Consider the following 20,813-nt stretch of genomic DNA (forward strand, 5'->3'; position numbering starts at 1 on the left):
CGGCCTCGCGTGGTCGTGTGTTCTCAGGTGACCGCGAACCGAGGGCGTCCCTCCAGGGCGGCGACGAGTTCCTCGGCACCGGCGAGGCCTGTCGCACGGCGTGCCTGCGCGGTCTGGCCGGCGAGGTGAGAGCAGACGGTGATTCCCTTGATCCCTCGCAACGGGCTCTCCGCCGGCATCGGTTCCTCGGTCACCACGTCGAGGGCCGCGCCGGCGATGGTGCCCGACCTGACAGCGGCGGCGAGCGCGTGCTCGTCGACGATGGCCCCTCGCGCGGTGTTGATGAGGATGGCCGTCTTCTTCATCCGCGCGAAGGCGCTCGCGTCGAAAAGTCCCCTCGTCCTGTTGGTGAGGGAGCTGTGGATCGAGACGTAGTCAGCTGTGGCGAGCAGTTCGGCGAAGGACACGAAACGGACTCCGGTGGCGTCGCGCTCACTCTCTGGGCTCCTGGTGGTGCACACCACGTCCATGCCGAAGGCCTGGGCGAGCGGCAGGACGGCACGTGCGGCCGCGCCGAAGCCGAAGAGACCGAGTGTCGCGCCCCGAAGTTCGTTGCCGTCCTCCCGTGGCCAGGTCCCGGCGGCCACGCCCGTCGCGCTGTCGATGAGGCGGCGCGCGGAGGTGATCAGCAGGCCCAGCGTGTACTCGGCCACGGCGTTCGCGTTGACGCCGGGCAGGTTGCTCACCGTGATCCCCAGCCCGCGTGCGGCCTCGACATCGACGGAGTCGTAGCCGACGCCGGTGCGGACCACGACTTTCAGCTGTGGAGCGCGGGCCAGGAGGTCGGCGCTGAAGGGCTCGTTCGCGATGAGGGCCGCGTCCATACCGGCCAGCGCGGACACCAACTGTTCCGGATCGCGGGGGCCGGTCATCGGGTCGTGTCGTGTCGTCAGCCCGGCGGACCTGAGGTACTGGTCCACCTCGTCGCCGGGGCGCAGATAGTCGGTGGTGATCAGGACGCGTGACACGTACTTCCCTCTTCCTTCCGCGAGGTACCGGTGATCCGCCTCGCGATGGCTGTTCCCAGTGCTTCCGTCGTCGCGGTTCCACCGAGGTCCGGGGTGAGCACCTCTGGCTGCCGCTCCAGGACCGACTCGATCGCAGCGATGATCCCAGCCGCGGCCGCGGTCTCGCCCAGGTGGTCCAGCATCATCGCCCCGCTCCAGATCTGCCCGACCGGGTTGGCGATGCCCCGCCCGGCGATGTCAGGAGCCGATCCGTGCACGGGTTCGAACAGGCTGGGGTGGCTGCGCTCGGGGTTGATGTTCGCACTGGGCGCCACGCCGATCGTGCCCGTGCAGGCCGGGCCGAGGTCGGAGAGGATGTCGCCGAAGAGGTTGCTCGCCACGACCACGTCGTAGCGGTCGGGCCGCAGCACGAACTTGGCCGCCAGGATGTCGATGTGGTCCTTGTCGGCCCGCACCTGGGGATAGCGCGAAGCCATCTCAGCGGCCCGTTCATCCCAGTAGGGCATGGATATCGAGATCCCGTTGCTCTTGGTCGCCCAGGTCAGGTGTCCGGCGGGCCGGGCGGAGGCCAGTTCGAAGGCATAGCGCAACACCCGGTCGACGCCGATTCGGGTCATCACCGTCTCCTGAAGCACGGTCTCACGGTCGGTGCCCTCGAAGATGCGTCCGCCGATGCTGGAGTACTCGCCTTCCGTGTTCTCCCTGACCACGTAGAAGTCGATGTCGCCCGGCTCGTAGTCACGCAGCGGGCTCCGAACTCCTCGCAGGAGACGGACCGGCCGCAGATTCACGTACTGGTCGAAGCCACGTCGCATCTGCAGGAGGCTTCCCCACAGGGACACGTGGTCGGGCACCACCTCGGGCCACCCGACCGCGCCGAAGAAGATCGCGTCGAAGCCGCCCAGTACGTCGCGCCAGTTCTCGGGCATCATCCGGCCGTGTCGCGTCCAGTAGTCGGCACTGGCGAAGTCGAACTCGTCGACTTCCAGAGTGAAGCCGTGTGCGTCGGCAGCGGCGCGGAGACATCGCAGTCCTTCCGGAACGACTTCCTTGCCGATGCCGTCCCCCGGTACGGCGGCGATGTGGTATCGCTGTGGCACGACTTCGACTCCTTGCTGGTCGGGCTGCTGCACCGGCCCGGCCGGCTCGCACGGCTCTCCACTCTGGTCCGCCGAGACGCCCACCACAACGCGCGAACAGGCAAGCTACCCTTTCCAGTTTGGAAAACCTCCCGCAGATCGAGGACCCGATGAAGACCTCCGTCGACGACTTGCAGTTCTTCCAGGTCATCGCGGCCAGCGAGACGCTCACGGAGGCATCACGCCGGCTCGGCTGCTCGCTTCCCGTGATCAGCAAGAGATTGAGCGCCCTCGAAAAGCGCCTCGACGTCCGGCTCGTTCAGCGCGGCAGCCGACGACTCGTCCTGACGTCAGAGGGCACCTTGTACGCCGGAAGACTCAACGCCATCCTCGACCAGCTCCGCGAACTCGAGGATCTCGTCACCCATGGCTCGGGGGAACTGCGCGGCTCCCTGGTCGTACAGTCGACCCTCGGTCTCGGCAGGGCCCACGTCGCTCCCCTGCTGGCCGAGTTCGCGGCGCTCCATCCTCACCTGCAGGTCGTGCTGAACACCTCGGCGCTGCCGCTTCGCTCACACCGGCAGGAGTTCGACGTCGCCGTTCACGTCGGCAGTCCGCCGGACTCCTCGCTGCGGATGCGCCGACTGGCGGAGAACCGCCGCGTGCCGTGCGCAGCCCCGTCGTACCTCGAACGACGTGGCGCTCCCGCCGAGGTGGACGACCTCGCGCTCCACGACTGCATCGTGCTGCGCGAGAACGGAGGGGACTTCGCCCTGTGGCGGTTCGGGGATGCCGGTGATCCGAGACATGTGCACGTGCGCGGCTCTCTGTCGAGCAACGACGGGGACATCGTCATGGGTTGGGCCCTGGAGGGCCGCGGAGTGATCATGCGCTCGGAGTGGCACGTCCGGCCGTACATCGAACGAGGTGAGCTCGTACGTGTACTCCCGCACGTCTCGACACCCGCGGCCGACATCTACGCCCTGCTGTCGGACGCCGGTCATGTACCTCGTCGTGTGACCGAGCTGATCGAGCACCTCGCGGCCCGCATGCCTGGGCGCCTCGTCCGGCCGATCGGGTCTGATGCACCATGACCGACCACCGCAGCCGCGCCACCTCGGTTGCTTCTCGCCGAGTGAGACGATCATGTTGCGGTTGGTGTGATCACGGTGTCGGTGCCGTCCCGGACAGGGTTCGTACCGGTGTTCGGTGGCGGGACGTGGCCGTCGAGTACGGGCCAAGGGGCAGGGTCTACGACCTGTTTCGCCAGTGACAGCGGGACGGCACCCGGCGCCGCATCGGCTTGGAGCAGACCGGTCAGGTGCCGTGGACGGTGGTGAGGCTCGCAAGGCCGGAGATGGTCAGGACGGGTTGCAGGAGGGGGTTGGCGATCAGCTCGATGCGGTCGGCGTGCGGAAACAGCGCACTGAGACCGGCGCTGTCGAGGTACTCGACACCGGTGAGATCGAGGACCAGGGGGCCTGGGGTGCCGGCGAGAGCCGCGGCCAGGTCATGGGTGTTGCTCATGTCGATCTCGCCGACAGCGGTCAGCAGCGCGGTTCCGTCGGGCCGTCGTCCGGAGGTGAGTGTCAAAGGAGTTGGCATCAGGCGATCCTCGTATGCATGTCGACGGTGGTGCCGGACGGGCCCGGGGTGATGGTCACCTGCTGCATCAGTGCACGCATCAGACCCATCCCGCGACCGCGGTGGGTGTTGACCTCTGGTTGCGGGGTTTTCCACCGGCCGGTGTCGGCGATGGTCAGGTGCAGATTGTCGACGTAGGCCTCGGCCCGGAAATAGATGGTGCTGCCAGGGGCGTCACGATGGCCGTGCTCGATGGCGTTGGCACACGCCTCGCCTGCGGCGACCAGGATGTTCTGCACGGTGTTGGGGGGCAGGCCGCACTGGTCGAGCCAGCCCCGCAGTGTCTTGCGGACCGGGGCGAGCTGGGACGACTCGGCGGGGAAGGACATCTCCAGCGGGGCCGGGTGACGATAGAGCAGCAGCGCGACGTCGTCGTCATAGCCGCCGGCTGGGGCCAACCGGGACATGACGTCGGTGGCGAGGTCATCGACTGCGATGCCCCGGCCGTCCTGCAGAGCTTCGCTCGCCTGCTCGATGCCCACGGTGAGCGGGCGGCGGCGGCGCTCGACGAGCCCGTCGGTGTAGAGGAGAAGGGTGGACCGGGCCGGGATCGTACAGGTGTCCTCGGGGCGTGGATGGCCAGGACGGACGGCCAGCGGCAGGGAGCGTCCACCCTCGAGGAGCCGGGTGGGGCCGTCCGGATGGACCAGGATGCCGGGCGGATGGCCGGCGCTGGAGTACGTCAGCTGCCCCGTGTCGGTGTTGAGGACTCCGCAGAAGACGGTGGTGCAGGCCGCGCCCGGGACACCGGCGGCGAACTGGTCCAGGGCCATCAGCGTCTGGGCGGGACTGGCGTCCTGGAGCAACAGGGCGCGGCAGGCGCTGCGCAGTTGGCCCATGACGCTGGCGGCTTCGAGGCCTCGGCCCACGCAGTCGCCGACGACGATGCCGATCCGGCCGTCGGGCAGGGTGACGGTGTCGTACCAGTCGCCGCCGACCTCCAGGGGCTGGGTGGCGGGTTCGTAACGCACGGCGAATCCGGCCGGGAGCCGGGCGGGGCCGAGGATGGCGCGCTGGAGGGCGATCGCGGTCTCGCGCTGTTGGTCGATCTGGTGTGCGCGGTGCAGTCCTTGGGCGAGGTGGCCGGCCAGAAGGGACAGCAGCAGCTGGTCCTCGCCGGTGAAGGGCCGGTGCTCGCCCAGGTCGATCCAGAGAGCGAGCGGGCCGGTGGGGAACTCAAGGAGGAGACCGGCCCCGGTGTGGTCGGCGACAGGGGTCAGAATCGGTGCTTGCCGCAGGTTCTCCAGCGCCGCACGTCGTTCGGCGGACAGCTCCGGCCAGGCGAGCGACGTCTCGGTGGAGGTCAGGGTGGGTTCGTCACCGTGGTCGAAGACCGCTGCCAGGACGCTCCGGGCACGCCACAGCTTCTTCAGTTCGTTCAGCGCGCCGGCCAGTGCCTCGGCCAGGCTGGTTGACCGTGACAGGCCGGTGCTCAGGGCCGCCAGGGCGCTATCGCGCTGGATGGCGTAGTGCTCGGCGGTGACATCGCGGAATGTGCCGACGGTCACGCGGCGCCCGGTGTCGGCATCGTCCACCTGGTTGAAGGTGGCGGTCACCCATAGCCGGCGTCCGTCGTGGTGGGTGACCGGAATGGTGTAGGAGCCCCGGGTGTTGCCGAGAAGCTGGGCGAACGCGTCACTGACCTGCTGATGTGCCGCGGGGTCGGTGACGGCGTCGGGCCACCACGGGTGGATCGGCTGGTAGGGCAGGCCTTCCGGTCCGTACCCGAGGACGTCGGTGAACGCCGTGTTGATTTCGATGACGGCGCCCTCCTCGTCACAGACGAAGAAGGCTTCCTGCAGCGAGTCCACCAACGCGGTGCGCCAGCGGGCGTGGTGGCTGCGCAGCCGGGACAACTCGATGTTCGCCCGGACCCGGGCGAGGAGTTCGGCTGCCGCGAACGGTTTGACGAGGTAGTCGTCCGCCCCGGCCCGCAGGCCTTCGATGGAGGCCTCCTGCCCCGCGCGGGCGGACAGGAGCAGCACGGGAACCGAGGCGGTGCGTGAGTCGGCTCGCAGCGCAGCGACCAGGCCGAGGCCGTCCAGGTGGGGCATCATGACATCGCTGACGACGAGGTCGAAGGCCTTCGCGCGGATTGCTTTCAGGGCCTGACGACCGTCGTTGACGGCACTGACCTCGTAACCGGCGCCCCACAGAAGGCGGATGAGGTAGTCGCGCATGTCGGCGTTGTCGTCGGTGACCAGTACGTGTGCCGGGAGCGCGGGGCCGGGAGTCGACACATCGGCACCTCCGTCCGTGACGGCCCGGACCGCGGCGGGTTTCGTCGCGGTCCGCTCGTCAGGCAGCCAGCGAAGGGCTTCCTGTACGAAGGGGTCGGTCGCGCGGGGGGCCACCCCGGTGCTTGCCTCCGAGAGGACGGCGTCCGCGGGCAGGTGGGTGAAGCCGTAGGGCAGCCGGATGGTGAATCGGGTGCCACGGCCTTCGGTGGAGGTGGCGTTGATCTCGCCTCGGTGCAACTCGACGAGTTCCTTCACCAGGGCCAGGCCGATGCCGCTCCCCTCGTTGGATCGGGACCGGGCGTTCTCGATGCGGTGGAACCGTTCGAACAACCGTGGCATCTCGGTCGCCGCGACACCGATCCCCGTGTCGTCGACAGTCACCACCGCCGCACCGTCCTCGGCGCCCACGGAGATGCTGATCGATCCGTCGAACGTGAACTTCAGTGCGTTGCTGAGCAGGTTGAGGACCACCTTCTCCCACATGCTCCGGTCGATGTAGACCGGTTCGGGCAGCGTGGAGCAGTCGACCCGGAAGTCCAGGCCGGCCCGGTCGACGGCGGAGCGGAACACGCTGGCGAGTTCGCCCGTGACCATACCGAGGTCGACCGGCTCGTAACGGGCCTGCATCCGGCCGGCCTCAAGGCGGGAGAAGTCCAGCAGGGTGTTGACGAGTTTGCCCAGCCGCAGGCCGTTGCGGTGGACGACGTCCAGTTCCTCACGCACGTCCGCGTCCGCGTCGGCGAACCGGTCCCGCAACTCCTCCACCGGCCCCATGATGAGTGTCAGAGGAGTACGGAACTCGTGGCTGATGTTGGAGAAGAACGCCGTCTTCGCCCTGTCCAACTCCGCGAGATCTTCCGCTCGCTGCTGCTGCGTCTGGTAACTGCGGGCGCTGGCGATTCCGTTGGCGACATGCCCGGCCACCAGTTCCACGAAGCCGCGGTAGACGTCGTCCAGGTCGCGATACCGGTTCAGGCCGACCACCATGAATCCGTACGGGGCCCCGCCCTGCTGCCTCAACGGCGCCACCAGCGCCTGCACAGGGGCTCCGGCCCACTCCCCCGTCGGCAGGTCCGCGAACACGGCGCCCTCCAGCCGCACCAGCGTGGACTCACCCAGAGCCGGAGAGGCCGTAGGCCAGACCGTCTCGGAGTCCGGCGGAAGCAGCTTCGGAGCGGCCGGATGATCAGGCTGAATCCCGGTGGTCGCGGCCAGACCGGCGCTGCCGTCGTCCTGGAAGAGGTAGGTCAGCGTGAACGGCAGGTCCTGCGGGTTGCGGCTCAGCTGTCGGCGGGAGAAATCGAGCATCTCCTGCTCCGTGCGCACCACGCTGGGGTCGGAGCCGAGGTCGCGCAGGGTTGCCATCCGGCGTTCACCGATGACCCGTTCGGTCTCCTCGCTGACAACGCACAGCATGCCGACCACGTCGCCGGCGTCGTCCCGCAGCGGGCTGTAGGAGAACGTGTGGTAGCTCTCCTCCGGGTACCCCGAGCGCTCCACGAACAGCAGCAGGGCCTGGTCCCAGGTCGCTTCGCCGGTGGTGAGCACCGTGTCGATGCGGGGGCCGATGTCGTCCCAGATCTCCGCCCAGACCTCGCTGGCCGGCCGGCCCAGAGCCCAGGGGTATTTCCGGCCCAGCGTGTCGCGCCGGTAGGCGGCGTTGCAGAAGAACGTGAGTTCCGGTCCCCAGGCCATCCACATCGAGAACTTGGACGACAGCAGGACACTGACGGTCGTCTTGAGGCTCTGCGGCCAGTGCTCCGGGTCACCGAGCGGCGTGGTCCCCGCCCAGTCCACCAGGGCCAGATCCCGTCCGACCTCCGCGTCGGCGGCGAACACGTCGGCACCGACCGCCGTCGATTCCCTCTCGGCATCCTCGGAACGCGTCACTGCCCTACCTCTTCATCCAAGACGGCCGATGCCCAAGCGCAGTCCAACGGCGTTCACGGTTCCGCACCTCCGCGCCATGCTCCACAAAACAGTGGAGTGCCCGCGGTGCTTTTGGACGGCCCGGGGGAAGTCGTTGACGTGATCCGTAGGATAGGTCAGCCGCGTCTCGGACGAACAGGCACGGTCTACAGGGAGGGCGGGAGGCGAGATGACGGGGGCCGGGTACGCCTTCCAGGAGAAAGCGGAGGTTACTGCGGCGGACGAGCAGCGGCGGCTCACCGCGGTACGTCGTTATGCGGTGCCGGACACCCCTCCCGACGGCGCAATCGACAAGATCGCTTCGCTCGCGGCCCGCATCTTCGACGTGCCCATGGCCGGCGTGGCGGTCGTGGACAGCGTGGCGGGCATGGCCAGCGACCGGGTGTGGTTCAAAGCCACGCACGGCTTCCAGGGCGTCCAGGAGATATCTCGCGACTCCGCCCTGCGCGCTTTCCCTCCCCGTGCAGACGGACCGTGCGTCGTCACCGATGCCCTCGAAGAGGGCCGCGCTGCTCGCCCTGTCCGTCCCGCACCGCCGCACATCCCCACCCCCCTCAGGAGAACAGGTGACTGACCGCACTCTCACTGCCACCCGAAGCACCCACGCGCACAACGCCATCGTGCTGGTCGTCGCCGGGGAACTCGACCACCACACGGCACCGGAACTCAGCACGCTGATCCAGGAAACGCCCTTCACCACCGATGTCGCCGTACTGCTCGACGTCTCCGAACTGACCTACTGCGACTCCACCGGCATCACCGTGTTCATCGGCGCCTACCAGCGTGCCCAGCAGACGGGGACTTCCTTGATCCTTGTCGGCCTCAACGGCCACCTGATGAATGTCTTCCGTATCATCGGCCTCGATCACCTCTTCACCTTCCGGCCCACTGTCGAAGACGCCATCAGAGGCCTTCAGGCTTGAGCGCTTCGAGTCGCGACGCACGAGGGAAGCGGGCGACGCGTCCGCGTCCTTCACCCCGCATGAACATGGGGTTGGACAACGCTCGGTGCGCGGGCTCCCGTTGGGGTTACCGGGCGTCACGCCGCCGACGCGCGCGCTCGAACTCGGCGACATCCGAGATCCAGGGACCGTGCTGTTCGAGTGCGGCGTAGCCGCCGCGGACGAAGACGCTCACCAGGTTCCGGTACCCACTCATGCCGTCGACCAGGCTGTACTCGACCCGGTACTCCGGATCCGACCCGCCTTCACCCTGGCGCAGCGTCGTGATCCGGGCGATGGAGTTGGCGTAGAAGTGGAGCTGAATCCCTTCGCCCATCTCCTCGTCCTCGATGGTGAACACTTCGTTGTCCGCGGCAGAGCGATGGCCGACGAACTCCCAGAACTCCGCGGCGGCAGTGCGGGGACTCTCCCGTAGCCACTTCTTCTCGACACCCTTGTCGTCGGTGAACAACAGGACCGTCTTCCTCGCGCTCCCGCCGGAGTCGGCGCGGTGGTCGGCAGCCTCCTCGTCATCCTCCACGGGTGTGCTCCTGGAGCGGTCCGCGGCCTCCGAGCACATCAGGAAGCTCACGGTACGCACCGCGTCATCGACGAGCTCAGGGTGTGCACGGCGCACGGCCGCTTCGACCGTCGTCTCCATCCGGTCCCAGTCGCGTCTGTCCGTGGCGCGGTTTCCCCGCCGCGGATCGCGGCCGATCCGTATCCCGGCGCACGCCTGCTCCGCGGTGGCGATCACCCGCATGACCTCCGGGAGCAGCCTGGGATCGACGGCAGCGGGCACCCTCCTCGGAACCGTCGCGCCGTGCACATACTGGCCCGTGAACCTCAATATCGCGGCGTCGAGTGGACCGAGTACTGCTCCGCGCTCGGCGCGACGGCGGTCCGCCTGGTACTCCTGAGCTCGTTTCGCGTTTGACGTCTCCGTCGCCGCGCGCATCGCCGCGTACACCTGACCGCGCTCAAGCAGACCGATGTCGGCCCCGTGGGCGATGAGCCGGCTCCTGTCCCACCGGATGCGTTGGAAGAGCGCGTCGACGTCCGCGGGCGCGGCGAGGAGGATCGGGTCCAGGAGCGCGGCGGCAGCGTTCTCGTCGAGTCGTCCTCGGGTTCCGGCGGCGTCGCACAGCGGAAGGACCGCGCTCCACAGCAGCAGGTGTCTGGCCAGGTCCTCCCGGATCACCGCGAGATGGGCTTCGCTGATCGAGAACGCGAACGTGCGGGGCTCGTGGTTGGCGTCGGCCCCGGCACCGAGCGTCAGTTTCAGCTCGCCGCCCTCGCGGATCACGCCCGGGATCCAGCCGCTCGTGCGCGTGAAAACGATGTCGCTCATGAACTCACTATGGTCACCTGACATCGGCCGCGTCATCGTGATCCGACCAGTGGGCGTCTGGAGCGGAGTGGCCGCTTCGGAGGTGGGTGTGACTGTCGAGGCGGGTGAGGAGTTCCGTGCGGAGGGGGTCTGTGTCTGCCAGGCCCAGTTCGTCGGTGATGGTCAGAGCTCGGGTCCAGGCCGTGCGGGCGGCGTCGAGGTGGTTGTCGGCCTGGTGGATCTCGCCCAGGCACAGGAGGGCGGCGGCCTCACTCTGGCGGGCGCCGGTGCGGTGGAAGAGGTCGATGGCCTGCCGGTAGCAGTCGACGGCTTGTGCGAGGCCGCCGAGGTGATGCTGGATGTAGCCGAGGCTGTCCCAGGTGTGGGCCTGGCCGTTGAGGTCTCCGGTCTCCTGGGCGAGTTCGAGTGCTTGGCGGCAGTGTGCAAGGGCTTCGTGGAGGTCGCCGAGCTGGGCGTGGAGCCAGCCGATGTGGTTGAGGGCGGCGGACTGCCCGGCCCGGTCGGCGGCGGCCCGGTAGTGCTTGAGGCTGTGGCCGGCGTGGTCGAGTGCCTGCTGTGAGTGGCCTTGCACGGCGGACATCCGGGCGAGGTGCTGGTGAGTGCGGGCCTGCCCTGCGTCGTTGCCGAGTTCGGCGAAGAGTTCCAGGGCGAGCAGGTAGTGACCGCGGGCGTCGTCGGTACGGTCCAACCGGTCCTGGGCGAGGCCGAGTCCCCGGTGAGCGCCCGCCTGGCCGGTGCGGTCGCCCTGTCGGCGTGCTGCTTTCACGGCGGTCGTCTGCACGGCGGCGAGTACGCGGGCGTATCCGTGCCGGTCGAGGAAGGTGGTGAGGGCCGCGGCGAGCCGCCAGCTGTGGCTGTCGAAGCCACTGGCGGAGGCCTGTTCCAGTGCGGCGACGAGAACGGCGTGTTCCGCGGTGAACCAGGCCTGTGCCTGCTCGTGGTCCGTGAGGATCTCGGGCGCGGCGCCGGGCTGGGCGGGAGGCAGCGGGACCGGATTCGGTTGCGGGGTGAGCAGCACGTCGGCGGTGTGAGCGGTGTGCAGGTAGTGGTCGAGGAGCCGGTGCAGGGCTGTACGCCGGTCCAGGTCATTGTCGAGAGAGGCGACCAGTTCGGCGGCGTACACGCGGAGCAGGTCGTGAAAGCCGTAGCGGCCCGGGGTGTCTTCGGTGAGGAGGTGTCCGTCGACGAGTTCGGTGAGCAGGGCGGCGGTGCGCGTGATCGGTGTCCCCGCGAGTGCGGCGATGGCGGGCAGCGCGGCGTCGGGGCCGGGGTGCAGGCCGAGGAGCCGGAAGAGTCTGGCCGCTTCGGGGCTCAGCGCGTCGTAGGACCAGGAGAACACCGTACGTACCTGGCTGTTCGTCTCCCCGCCGTCCAGGGCGTTCAGGCGGTTGTCGGCCCGGCGCAGTTCCTCGGCGAGTGCGGCGAGCGGGAGTCGGGGCCGGCCGGCTCCGCGGGCTCCTACGATCGCCAGTGCCAGGGGCAGTCCCGCGCAGCGTCCGACGATCTCCGCGACGGCTGTGCGTTCCGCGTTCACCCGGTAGGCGCCCAGTCGGCCGGTCAGCAGGTCTTGTGCCTGGTGGGAGGTGAGGAGGCCGACGGTCAGCAGATGGGCACCTTCGGCCACGGCGAGGCTGGTCAGGAGCTTCCGGCTGGTGACCAGCGCCAGACAGCCCGGGGCTCCGGGCAGCAGTGGACGGACCTGTTCGGCGTCGCGGGCGTTGTCGAGCACCACCAGGACCCGCCGTCCGGCCAGCAGACTGCGGTAGAGGCCGGCCTGTGCTTGCAGGCCGGCCGGGATGCGGGCGGGTGGAACTCCGAAGGCGTCCAGGAAGCCGCGTACCGCCTCGGCCGGGTGCATCACCGATCTGTCGGAGCCGAATCCGCGCAGGTTCACATACAACTGTCCGTCGGGGAAGGCCTGTTGTGCGTGGCGTGCCCAGTGCACGGCCAGTGTGGTCTTGCCTACTCCCGCGGTGCCTGACAGTGCTGAGATCACCACGGCTGACGGCTGGAGAGCCGTTGACGCGAGGATCGTGTCGAGTTGCGCCAGCTCTTCGCCTCGGCCGGTGAACACCCTTACACCCATGGGCAGTTGAGCGGGTGCCGTCCCTGGCCAAGGTGCTGTCGCCGGCAAAGGCGGCGCCGGGGAGGGGACGGGCGGGGCAGGAGCGGGCTGAGTGGGGACGGGCTCGGGCCTGTGCTGAACTGCCGGTCGCCGAGTGGGGGTGGGTGGGGTTCCTCGCAGGATCGTCCGGTGGGCATCGCGGAGTCCGGGACCGGGGTCGGCGCCCAGTTCCTCCGCCAGGCTTCGTCTGACGGCGGCGAAGCGGTCCAGCGCCTCCGCGCCGCGACCGGCGGTGTGCAGGGCCCGTATCAGGGCCTCAGCCAGGGGTTCCACCAGGGGAAACTCGTCCAGGAGGTCGGTGAGCGGGCCGATCACGGCACGGGGGTCGCCGGCGTGTGACTCCGCGGCTGCCCATCCGACGGTGGCGTCCACGTGCTGGCGCCGGCACGCCTCGCGCACCCGCTCCGCCCACTGTCCGCCCACGTCGGCCAGCGGTTCGCCGCGCCAAAGGCCCAGTGCCTCACGCAGGAGCGCCGCCCGTTCGTCGTCCGTCCGGTCCGTCTCCCTGGCCCGGTCGGCCAGGCGGCGGAAGCGGAGCAGGTCCACCTGGTCCGCGAGCGTCTCCAGGAGGTATCCGCCGGAGCGCCGTACCAGGCATAACTGGGCGTCGGCGCCGTCCTTCGCGGTCTGCTCGCACAGGCGGCGGAGCCGGGCGATGTGGGCGTGCAGTGCCCGCCGCGCCCCTTCCGGCGGGTTCACACCCCAGACCCGCTGGATCAGCCGGTCAGCCGCCACGGGCCGGCCGGCGTCGACCGCCAACGCGGCCAGCACGGCTCTGCGTTGAGGCGGTCCGATCTCCACGGTCCGCTCCCCCACCACAAGTTCCACCGGACCCAGCAGTCGCAGTCGAATCACGCGTCCGCACCCCCGTACCGATCGGCCCCGTCCACGCGTGGCGCTCCGGGCGACAACTTATCGGCAACGTTTCCACCCACACACGGAGCCCACGCTGACGGGCACTTCGGTATTCCGTCGACCGGCGCCCGTCGGGGCGGGGTGGCGGTCACCGGAGCTCGACCTATGGGGAGGCACCATGACTTCTGCGGGCAGCGCGGACTCGACGGCGGCGGGTTCGGCGATCTCCCTGCCCCAAGGGGGCGGCGCGGTCGGCGGGTTGGGCGAGAAGTTCTCCCCCGATCTGTTCACGGGGACGGGCAACATGTCCGTGCCACTGACGGTGTCTACCGGGCGCCCGGGGGCGACGCCCTCGCCGGCTCTCGGCTACAGCACCGGCAACGGGAACGGGCCGTTCGGTCTCGGTTGGCAACTGGGCCTGCCCGGTGTCACACGCAAGACGTCGCACGGCGTTCCGCAATACCTCGACGCCGCCGGGCCGAGAGGCGAGCGGGCCGATGTGTTCATGCTGTCGGGTGCCGAGGATCTGGTGCCGGTCGCCGGTACCTATCCGGGCCGGGTGCGCTACCGGCCCCGTACGGAGGGGTTGTTCGCCCGGATCGAGCACATCAGGGACGCGACGGGTGACTACTGGGAGGTCCGGAGCAAGGACGGCTCGCTCAGCAGATACGGGACGCGGCGCCCCGCGCAGGCTCCGGACACCTGGAGGGACCCGGCGGTGACCGCCGACCCGCGCGACGCGGGCCGCGTCTTCGGCTGGAAGATCACCGAAGCCGTCGACTCTCTCGGCAACCTCGTCCGGTACGTGTACCGCGAAGACGCGGGCACCGAGCAGGGGCGGTCGTGGTCCCAGCCGCTCCTGGCCGGTATCTCCTACGGCGACTACGGAGACCGGGCCGACCCGTCGTTCATGGTCTCCGTCGACTTCGTGTACTCCTCGCGCCCCGACGCGTTCTCCGAGTACCGGGCGGGCTTCGAGGTCCGGACGTCGCTGCGCTGCGACACGATCCGGGTGACGACCCATGCCGTGGACGGGGTGGCGCGGGTGGCGCGGGAGTACCGACTCGCCTATCGGCAGGCGGAGTTCAACGGTGTGTCGCTGCTCGCGAGCGTGACCGAGGTGGGGATCGACGCGTCAGGGGCCCCGGCCGGCCAGGGCGATGGAGCAGGTGGAGTTCCCGCCACCGACCCGCCGGCACCGGCACCGGCACCGGCACCGGCGATGGAGGAGATGCTGCCGCCCTTGATCTTCGGGTACTCGGCGTTCGACCCGAGCGGGCGCGGGTTCTCCCCGGTGACCGGTCCCGGTTTCCCGGCGGCCGGGTTGAACAGTCCCACGCTCGCGCTGGTGGACCTGCACGGCGGCGGACTGCCCGACGTCGTGGAACTCGGCGCGGCCGCGCGGGTGTGGCGCAACGCGGGCGGCGGCCGCTTCGAAATGCCCCGCTCGATGGCCCAGGCGCCCCCGTTGTCGCTCGCACAGCCGGGCGTCCGGTTTCTGGACGCCGACGGCGACGGGCGGCCCGATCTGCTCGCGCCCGCGTCGGGCACAGCGGGCAGCGACGGGGGCCCCACGGCGGGCTACTACCCGATGTCCTTCGCGGGCTGGAGCCGCCGCGGCTTCACCCGCTACCCGCAGTCCCCCGCTCTCGGCGCCTCCGACCCGCGGGTGAAACTGATCGACCTCGACGGCGACGGGCTCACCGACGTCCTGCGGTCGGGCACCCGCCTGCAGGCGTGGTTCAACGACCGTGATTCCCGCGCGGCTTGGCGGCGCACCGCGGTGGCTCCCGGCGGCGGGCCTCCGGTCGACCTCGCCGATCCGCGGGTGCGGCTGGCGGACATGACCGGCGACGGCCTTCAGGACCTCGTGCTGCTGCGCAACGGGAACATCTCCTACTGGCCCAGCCTCGGGCACAACCGATGGGGCGCGCGGAAACAGATGAGCAACGCGCCCCGCCTGCCCGAGGGTTACGACCCGCGCCGCGTGCTCCTCGGCGACATCGACGGCGACGGTGCCGCGGACCTGCTGTACGTCGACAACGGGCGGGTGCTGCTGTGGGGCAACCGGTCGGGCAACAGCTGGACCGACGCCCCGATCGTCGTCCGCGGCACCCCGCCGGTGTCCGACGCCGACGCCCTCGAACTGTCCGACCTGTACGGCAGCGGAATGGCCGGACTGTTGGTGCGCGGGACGGTGGGCGTCTCGGGCGGGCCCCAGGTGCGTTTCCTGGACTTCACCGGTGGGGTGAAGCCCCATCTGCTCACGACGATGGACAACAGTCTCGGGGCCGTCACCCGCATCACGTACGCGCCGTCGACGCAGGAGTACCTGCGCGATGTCGCCGACCCCGCCACCCGCTGGCGCACCACGCTGCCCTTCCCGGTGCACGTGGTGACGCGGACGGAGGTGGCCGACCGGATCTCGGGCGGCACGCTGAGCACCGAGTACCGCTACCGCCACGGGTACTGGGACGGCGTCGAGCGCGAGTTCCGAGGGTTCGCGCTGGTCGAGCACGTGGACACGGAGACGTTCGGCACGGCGGCGGGCGCCGGCGTGCCGGACGGGCACCTCGCGCCGCCCGTGCTCACCAGGAGCTGGTTCCACTGCGGTCCGGTCGCCGCCGACGAGGCCGGTGACTGGACCGAGCTCGACCTGCGCCACGAGTACTGGCCGGGTGACGCACCCATGCTGTCCAGACCCGCCGACCAGCTCGCGTTTCTCGCCAGTCTGCCACGGGCCGCCCGTCGCGCCGCGCTGCGCACCCTGCGCGGACAGGCGCTGCGCACCGAGGTGTTCGCGCTGGACGGCAGCCCACTGGCCGACCGGCCCTACTCCGTGACGGAGACCCTGTCGGGCCTGCGGGAGGAGCCGGGCGCGGGAGAGGACGAGGGGGATGGTCGGCCCGAGCGGGAACGCGTCTTCTTCCCGTTCTCCCTCGGCGAGCGCACCACCCGGTGGGAGCGCGGCCCGGAGCCGATGACTCGGTTCACTTTCTCTACCGGGTACGACGCGTACGGGTTCGCGACCGGGGAGATCTCCGTCGCCGTGCCGCGCGGCCGCGATCCGCTGGCGGCCGCCGCGACCGGCCCGGAGCCGGAACCGTACCTGGCTACGTACGCCACCACGGAGTACGCACGCCGGGACGACGGCGACCGCTATCTCGTCGACCGGGTCGCCAGGACCACGAGCTACGAGGTCGTCAACGACGGCCGCCTGCCGGTGCCCGCCCTGCGGGACGCGATCCTGACGGGCCGGGTGGAGGGAGCGGATCCGGCGGAGGGACGGGGTCCGGTGCGAGGAGTGGGCCCGGTGCAAGGAGCGGGCCCGAGGCAGGGAGTGGGCCCGGTGCAGGGAGCAGGTCCGGGGCAAGGAGCAGGCCCGGTGCAAGGAGCGGCCCTGTCCCTGCGTGTGATCGGCCACACCCGTACGCACTTCGACGGTGAGGCGTTCGTCGGGCTCGCCCTCGGAGCGCTGGGCGAGCACGGCCTGCCGATGCGCACCGAGTCGCTCGCATTCACCGACGCCTTCCTCGATGACCTGTACCGGGCCCGCGATCCCCTGGCGGTGGGGCCTCGACCGCCCGTCCTGGGCGCCGGGCCGGTGAGCGGGTGGCCCGCGGAGTATCCGGCCGAGTTCCGTGCCTCGTTGCCTGCCCTGGCCGGATACCGGCGATACGCCGACGGTGACGTGCCGGGATCGCCGGGGGGTTTCTACGTCGTGTCCGGCCGCCACCGCTACGACGTCCATGTCACTGGCCGTGTGCCGCGGGGCATGCCCGTGGCCACCCTCGATCCGCTCGGCGCGCAGAGCACGGTCGACTACGACGAGCACGATCTGCTGGTGGTCCGCACGGTCGACGCCGCGGGCCTGGAGGTCCTGGCGGTCAACGACCACCGGGTTCTGCGCCCGCGCGAGGTGACCGACGTCAACGGCAACACCACAACAGTGACGTTCTCCCCGGCCGGGCTGGTCACCGCCCAGTACGTGCGCGGCAAGGGCGGCGAGGGCGACCGCGACGCGCCGGGTGTGCGCACGGTCTACGACATGCACGCGTTCGCCCGGCGGGGCCGGCCGGCCTCGGTACGCAGCATCCGGCGGACGCATCACGACACCGAGCCCGACGTCGCGGCCGACAGGCGTGACGAGGTGATCGTGTCGGTGGTGTACTCCGACGGTTTCGGCCGGGTGCTGCAGACCCGCTCCCAGGCCGAGGACACGCTCTTCGGCGACCCGGCTCACGGCGGCAACGCCATCCCGGCCGACGTCCTCACACCGGGGGGTGACTCGACCGGCCGCACCAGGGCAACGGACAGCCCGGACAACGTGGTCGTGTCCGGCTGGCAGGTGTACGACAACAAGGGCCGGGCGATCTGGAAGTACGAGCCGTTCTTCTCCACCGGATACGACTACGCGCCGCCTTCCGACGCTCAGCTCGGCCAGAAGGTGACCGTCTTCCACGACCCGTGCGGAAGGGTCGAGCGCACGGTGAACCCGGACGGCAGCGAGCAGCGGGTCCTCTTCGGTGTGCCGGCCGACCTCACGGATCCCGGCCACTGTCTGCCGACGCCGTGGGAGTCCTACACCTACGACGCGAACGACAACGCCGGCCGCACCCATCCGGCACAGGCGCAGCCTTACGCGGGGCACTGGGACACCCCGGCGAGCACCGAGGTCGACGCGCTCGGCCGCACGGTCACCGCGGTGGCGCGCAATGGCAGGGCGCCGGGCGACCGGTTCGTCACGCGCTCGGCGTACGACATCCAGGGCAACCTGGTGGCTGTCACCGACGCGCTGGGCCGGGAAGCCTTCCGGCACTCCTTCGACCTCGCCAAGCGGCGCTGGCGCACGGACAGCATCGACGCGGGCCGCCGCGACACCGTCCCCGACGCCCTGGGCAACGTCATCGAGAGCCGCGACAGCAAAGGCGCCCTCACGCTGGGCACCTTCGACGTGCTGCACCGGCCGACCCGCGTCTGGGCCAGGGACGACGCCGGCGACACGGTCACCCTGCGCCAGCGCGTCGACTACGGCGACGCCGGCACGCCCACGCAGCGTCCCGCCGAACGCAACGGCGCCCGCAGCCGCAACCTCCTGGGCCGAGTAGTCCAGCACCGGGACGAAGCCGGCTGCGTCACCACGGGCTCGGTCGACTTCAAGGGCAACACGGTGCAGAGCACCCGCACGGTGATCGCCGACGCGCCCGTGCTGGCCACCTACGAACGGGCGGCCACGGCCGACTGGCAGGTGCGGCCGTTCCGGGTCGACTGGACGCCCGGCCCCGGCCAGACGCAGGCCCAGCGCGACGCCCAGCTGCTGGAGCCCACCTCCTACGTCACCTCCGCGCAGTACGACGCCCTCAACCGGGTCAAGAGGTGCTTCCTGCCCATCGACGTGGAGGGCAATCGGCATGTGCTCTACCACACCTACGACCGTGCGGGCGCGCTGGAGCAGGTGCAGCTCGACAGCACCGTCCACGTCCAACGCATCGCCTACGACGCCAAGGGCCAGAGGTCGCTGATCGCCTACGGCAACGGCGTGATGACGCGCTACGCCTACGACCCCCACACCGTCCGGCCGGTCCGGCTGCGCACCGAGCACTACACCCTCGTCGGCACGACGGCCTACCGGCCGACGGGACCCGCCGTCCAGGACATCGGCTACGCCTACGACCTGGCCGGCAACCTGACCACCCTGCGCGACCGCACTCCGGGCAGCGGCATTCCCGGCAACCCCCAAGCACTGAGCGGTGACTCCCCCGGACTGCGCGCCCTGCTCGGCAGCGGCGACGCCCTGGACCGGCACTTCACCTACGACCCCACCTACCGGCTGGTGACCGCCACCGGCCGCGAACACCGGACGCCGCCGACCGGGGACCCGTGGAGCGACATGCCCCGCGGCACCGACATCACCAGCGCCCAGTCCTACTCCGAGACCTACCGCTACGACCCGGCCGGCACCCTGCTGCAACTCGCCCACGCCAGTACCGGCGGCTTCACCCGGGACTTCACGGCCGCGGCCGACAGCAACAGGCTGCGCCGGACGACCGTGGGCACCCTGCCCTACGACTACGCCTACGACCCCAACGGCAACCTGACCGCCGAGACGACCAGTCGGCACTTCACCTGGAACCACACCGACCGGCTCGTCACCTTCGCCACGCAGACACCGGGCGCCGAACCGTCAATACACGCCCACTACCTCTACGACGCCACCGGGCAGCGGGTGAAGAAGCTGGTCCGACGACAGGGCGGCGCCGTCGAGGTGACCCACTATCTGGACGGCTCCTTCGAGCACCGTCGCTGGAACGGAACGCAGCCCGGCACGAACAACCTCGTGCACGTCATGGACGAAAGCCGGCGGATCGCTCTCGTCCGCTTCGGCACGGCGCACCCCGACGACCGCGGCCCGGCCACCGCCCTCCACCTCGCCGACCATCTCGGCAGCAGCACCACCGTCGTGGACGGCGCCGGCGCACTCGTCAACCGCGAGGAGTACACGCCCTTCGGCGAGACGAGCTTCGGCAGTTACGCCCGCAAGCGGTACCGCTTCACCGGCCAGGAGCGCGACGAGGAGAGCGGACTCGGCCACCACCACGCCCGCTTCTACGCACCGTGGCTGGCCAGATGGACGTCCTGCGACCCGCTCACTTCTCCGCACGGAGCGTCCAGCTACCGGTATGTGTCGAACAACCCACTGGGGCTGGTGGACCCCGACGGCGCCGACGACAAGAAGCCGTCCGGCCAGGGCAGCCCGCCCGCGAAGGCGGCGGACGGCCCCGCGGGTTCCCTGCGAGAGGACGACATCCCCTACCAGAAGGGGGTCAGCGGATTCTTCAGTTCGATGATGGTCGGTGGACGGGGCGCGGCGGGCAACCGGCGCTACGACAGTCTCGGGCCGGATCAGACCTTCGCTCGCGAGCTGATGGACAAGCGATGGGGGTGCACGCTCTGCCACGTCAGCACCCAGGTGTGGAACACGTGGGGGCCCAGCGGCGTCGACCCGGACAACCACCTTCCTCTCGACTGGACGATCAACACCGCGGGTTTTGAGCGTTTCGCCCGCCTGAGCATGTACTCGCGCGCCGTCGTCGAGTCCACGCTGGGTGCCAAGACGATGGTGGACGCCTTCTCCGGGATGCGGCCGCCACGGCCGACCACCACCCCCACCCCCTCCGCGCCACCCGCCGCGCCCCAGCCGCCCGTGGCGACCATCAACTACACCTCCGCGATGGCGAGCTCCCCCAGCGACGCCCAGTTCGGGCGGTTCAACATCGAATGGGCGCAGACCGACGGGCCGCTGATCCGTGGTCAAAGGCTTCCGAACGACGGCGCGCTCCGCAGAACGGCCAGGAACCACATGGACAAGAGCGGCTTCGACAGAACCGGGCTGCAGGCCATGCATCCGCTCGACTCCGTCGCCAACAAGCACCTGACTCCGGGTGGACCGGTGGGGACCACCTACTACTTCGGCGACGCGAGGGTCAACGCGTCCTTCGGCTCGCAGTTGGGCAACGAGCTGAACCGGCTCGGCGTACGCCCCGGCGACAGCTTCAACGTCAGGTTCGTGGGCTTCCCCGACTACGCGACCGTGCCGCCGACAGCGCCCCCTTCCAGCCCGCCCAACCTCAGAAGAAGTCGCTGACCGGCGAGTCACTGTCCAGCGCTCGAACAAGGAGAT

The 20,813-nt window shown here is 70.0% G+C and carries 10 protein-coding genes; 4 read left to right on the forward strand and 6 right to left on the reverse strand.

Features of this window, described 5'->3' with window-relative positions:
* Positions 1 to 23: 23 nt before the first annotated feature.
* Together ACIP79_RS39065 and ACIP79_RS39070 are read right to left on the reverse strand one after the other, a co-directional pair.
* Entirely contained in the window at positions 24 to 968 is a 945-nt protein-coding gene (locus tag ACIP79_RS39065; RefSeq protein WP_401231833.1) for a phosphoglycerate dehydrogenase, read from the reverse strand.
* Positions 953 to 2,068: a tartrate dehydrogenase gene (locus ACIP79_RS39070; RefSeq protein WP_401231836.1), complete on the reverse strand. Its 1,116-nt coding sequence runs from the start codon at positions 2,066 to 2,068 to the stop codon at positions 953 to 955. The genes ACIP79_RS39065 and ACIP79_RS39070 overlap by 16 nt, the downstream gene beginning before the upstream one ends.
* A gap of 119 nt (positions 2,069 to 2,187) precedes the next feature.
* On the opposite strand from ACIP79_RS39070, the gene ACIP79_RS39075 reads away from it, so the two are divergent.
* Positions 2,188 to 3,141 carry a LysR family transcriptional regulator gene (locus tag ACIP79_RS39075; RefSeq protein WP_401231838.1) on the forward strand — a complete coding sequence of 318 codons (954 nt, stop codon included), beginning with the start codon at positions 2,188 to 2,190 and terminating at the stop codon, positions 3,139 to 3,141.
* A 223-nt stretch (positions 3,142 to 3,364) separates the two neighbouring features.
* On the opposite strand, the gene ACIP79_RS39080 is transcribed toward ACIP79_RS39075, so the two are convergent.
* Positions 3,365 to 3,652, reverse strand: a complete 288-nt coding sequence (locus ACIP79_RS39080; RefSeq protein ID WP_401231840.1) for an STAS domain-containing protein — start codon at positions 3,650 to 3,652, stop codon at positions 3,365 to 3,367.
* The gene (locus ACIP79_RS39085; RefSeq protein WP_401231843.1) at positions 3,652 to 7,821 is read right to left on the reverse strand and encodes a SpoIIE family protein phosphatase; all 4,170 of its coding nucleotides are present in this window, start codon (positions 7,819 to 7,821) and stop codon (positions 3,652 to 3,654) included. Before ACIP79_RS39085 ends, ACIP79_RS39080 begins: the two co-directional genes overlap by 1 nt.
* Before the next feature lie 208 nt (positions 7,822 to 8,029).
* Here ACIP79_RS39085 and ACIP79_RS39090 point away from each other — a divergent pair, with 208 nt between their 5' ends.
* Both ACIP79_RS39090 and ACIP79_RS39095 read left to right on the forward strand, forming a co-directional pair.
* Positions 8,030 to 8,434 (forward strand): hypothetical protein, encoded by a 405-nt coding sequence (locus ACIP79_RS39090; RefSeq protein WP_401231845.1) that lies wholly within the window; start codon positions 8,030 to 8,032, stop codon positions 8,432 to 8,434.
* Complete coding sequence (locus ACIP79_RS39095) at positions 8,427 to 8,783, forward strand: STAS domain-containing protein (protein ID WP_401231847.1); 357 nt, start codon at positions 8,427 to 8,429, stop codon at positions 8,781 to 8,783. The genes ACIP79_RS39090 and ACIP79_RS39095 overlap by 8 nt, the downstream gene beginning before the upstream one ends.
* Positions 8,784 to 8,889: 106 nt before the next feature.
* On the opposite strand, the gene ACIP79_RS39100 is transcribed toward ACIP79_RS39095, so the two are convergent.
* Positions 8,890 to 10,152, reverse strand: coding sequence for a DUF6357 family protein (locus tag ACIP79_RS39100; RefSeq protein WP_401231850.1), 1,263 nt, complete (start codon positions 10,150 to 10,152; stop codon positions 8,890 to 8,892).
* A 13-nt stretch (positions 10,153 to 10,165) separates the two neighbouring features.
* The gene (locus ACIP79_RS39105) at positions 10,166 to 13,132 is read right to left on the reverse strand and encodes an AfsR/SARP family transcriptional regulator (RefSeq protein ID WP_401231852.1); all 2,967 of its coding nucleotides are present in this window, start codon (positions 13,130 to 13,132) and stop codon (positions 10,166 to 10,168) included.
* A 178-nt stretch (positions 13,133 to 13,310) separates the two neighbouring features.
* Between ACIP79_RS39105 and ACIP79_RS39110 the strand changes: the two genes are divergently transcribed.
* The gene (locus tag ACIP79_RS39110) at positions 13,311 to 20,777 is read left to right on the forward strand and encodes a SpvB/TcaC N-terminal domain-containing protein (RefSeq protein ID WP_401231855.1); all 7,467 of its coding nucleotides are present in this window, start codon (positions 13,311 to 13,313) and stop codon (positions 20,775 to 20,777) included.
* The last annotated feature ends 36 nt before the right edge of the window (positions 20,778 to 20,813 follow it).

Source organism: Streptomyces sp. NPDC088747 (assembly GCF_044751025.1).
In the GTDB taxonomy this organism is placed as follows: Bacteria; Actinomycetota; Actinomycetes; order Streptomycetales; family Streptomycetaceae; genus Streptomyces.

Coding starts and splice junctions, on each gene's coding strand:
- ACIP79_RS39080 (WP_401231840.1), bottom strand. CDS start 3,652: ATGCCAACTCCTTTGACACTCACCTCCGGACGACGGCCCGACGGAACC.
- ACIP79_RS39090 (WP_401231845.1), top strand. CDS start 8,030: ATGACGGGGGCCGGGTACGCCTTCCAGGAGAAAGCGGAGGTTACTGCG.
- ACIP79_RS39100 (WP_401231850.1), bottom strand. CDS start 10,152: ATGAGCGACATCGTTTTCACGCGCACGAGCGGCTGGATCCCGGGCGTG.
- ACIP79_RS39110 (WP_401231855.1), top strand. CDS start 13,311: ATGACTTCTGCGGGCAGCGCGGACTCGACGGCGGCGGGTTCGGCGATC.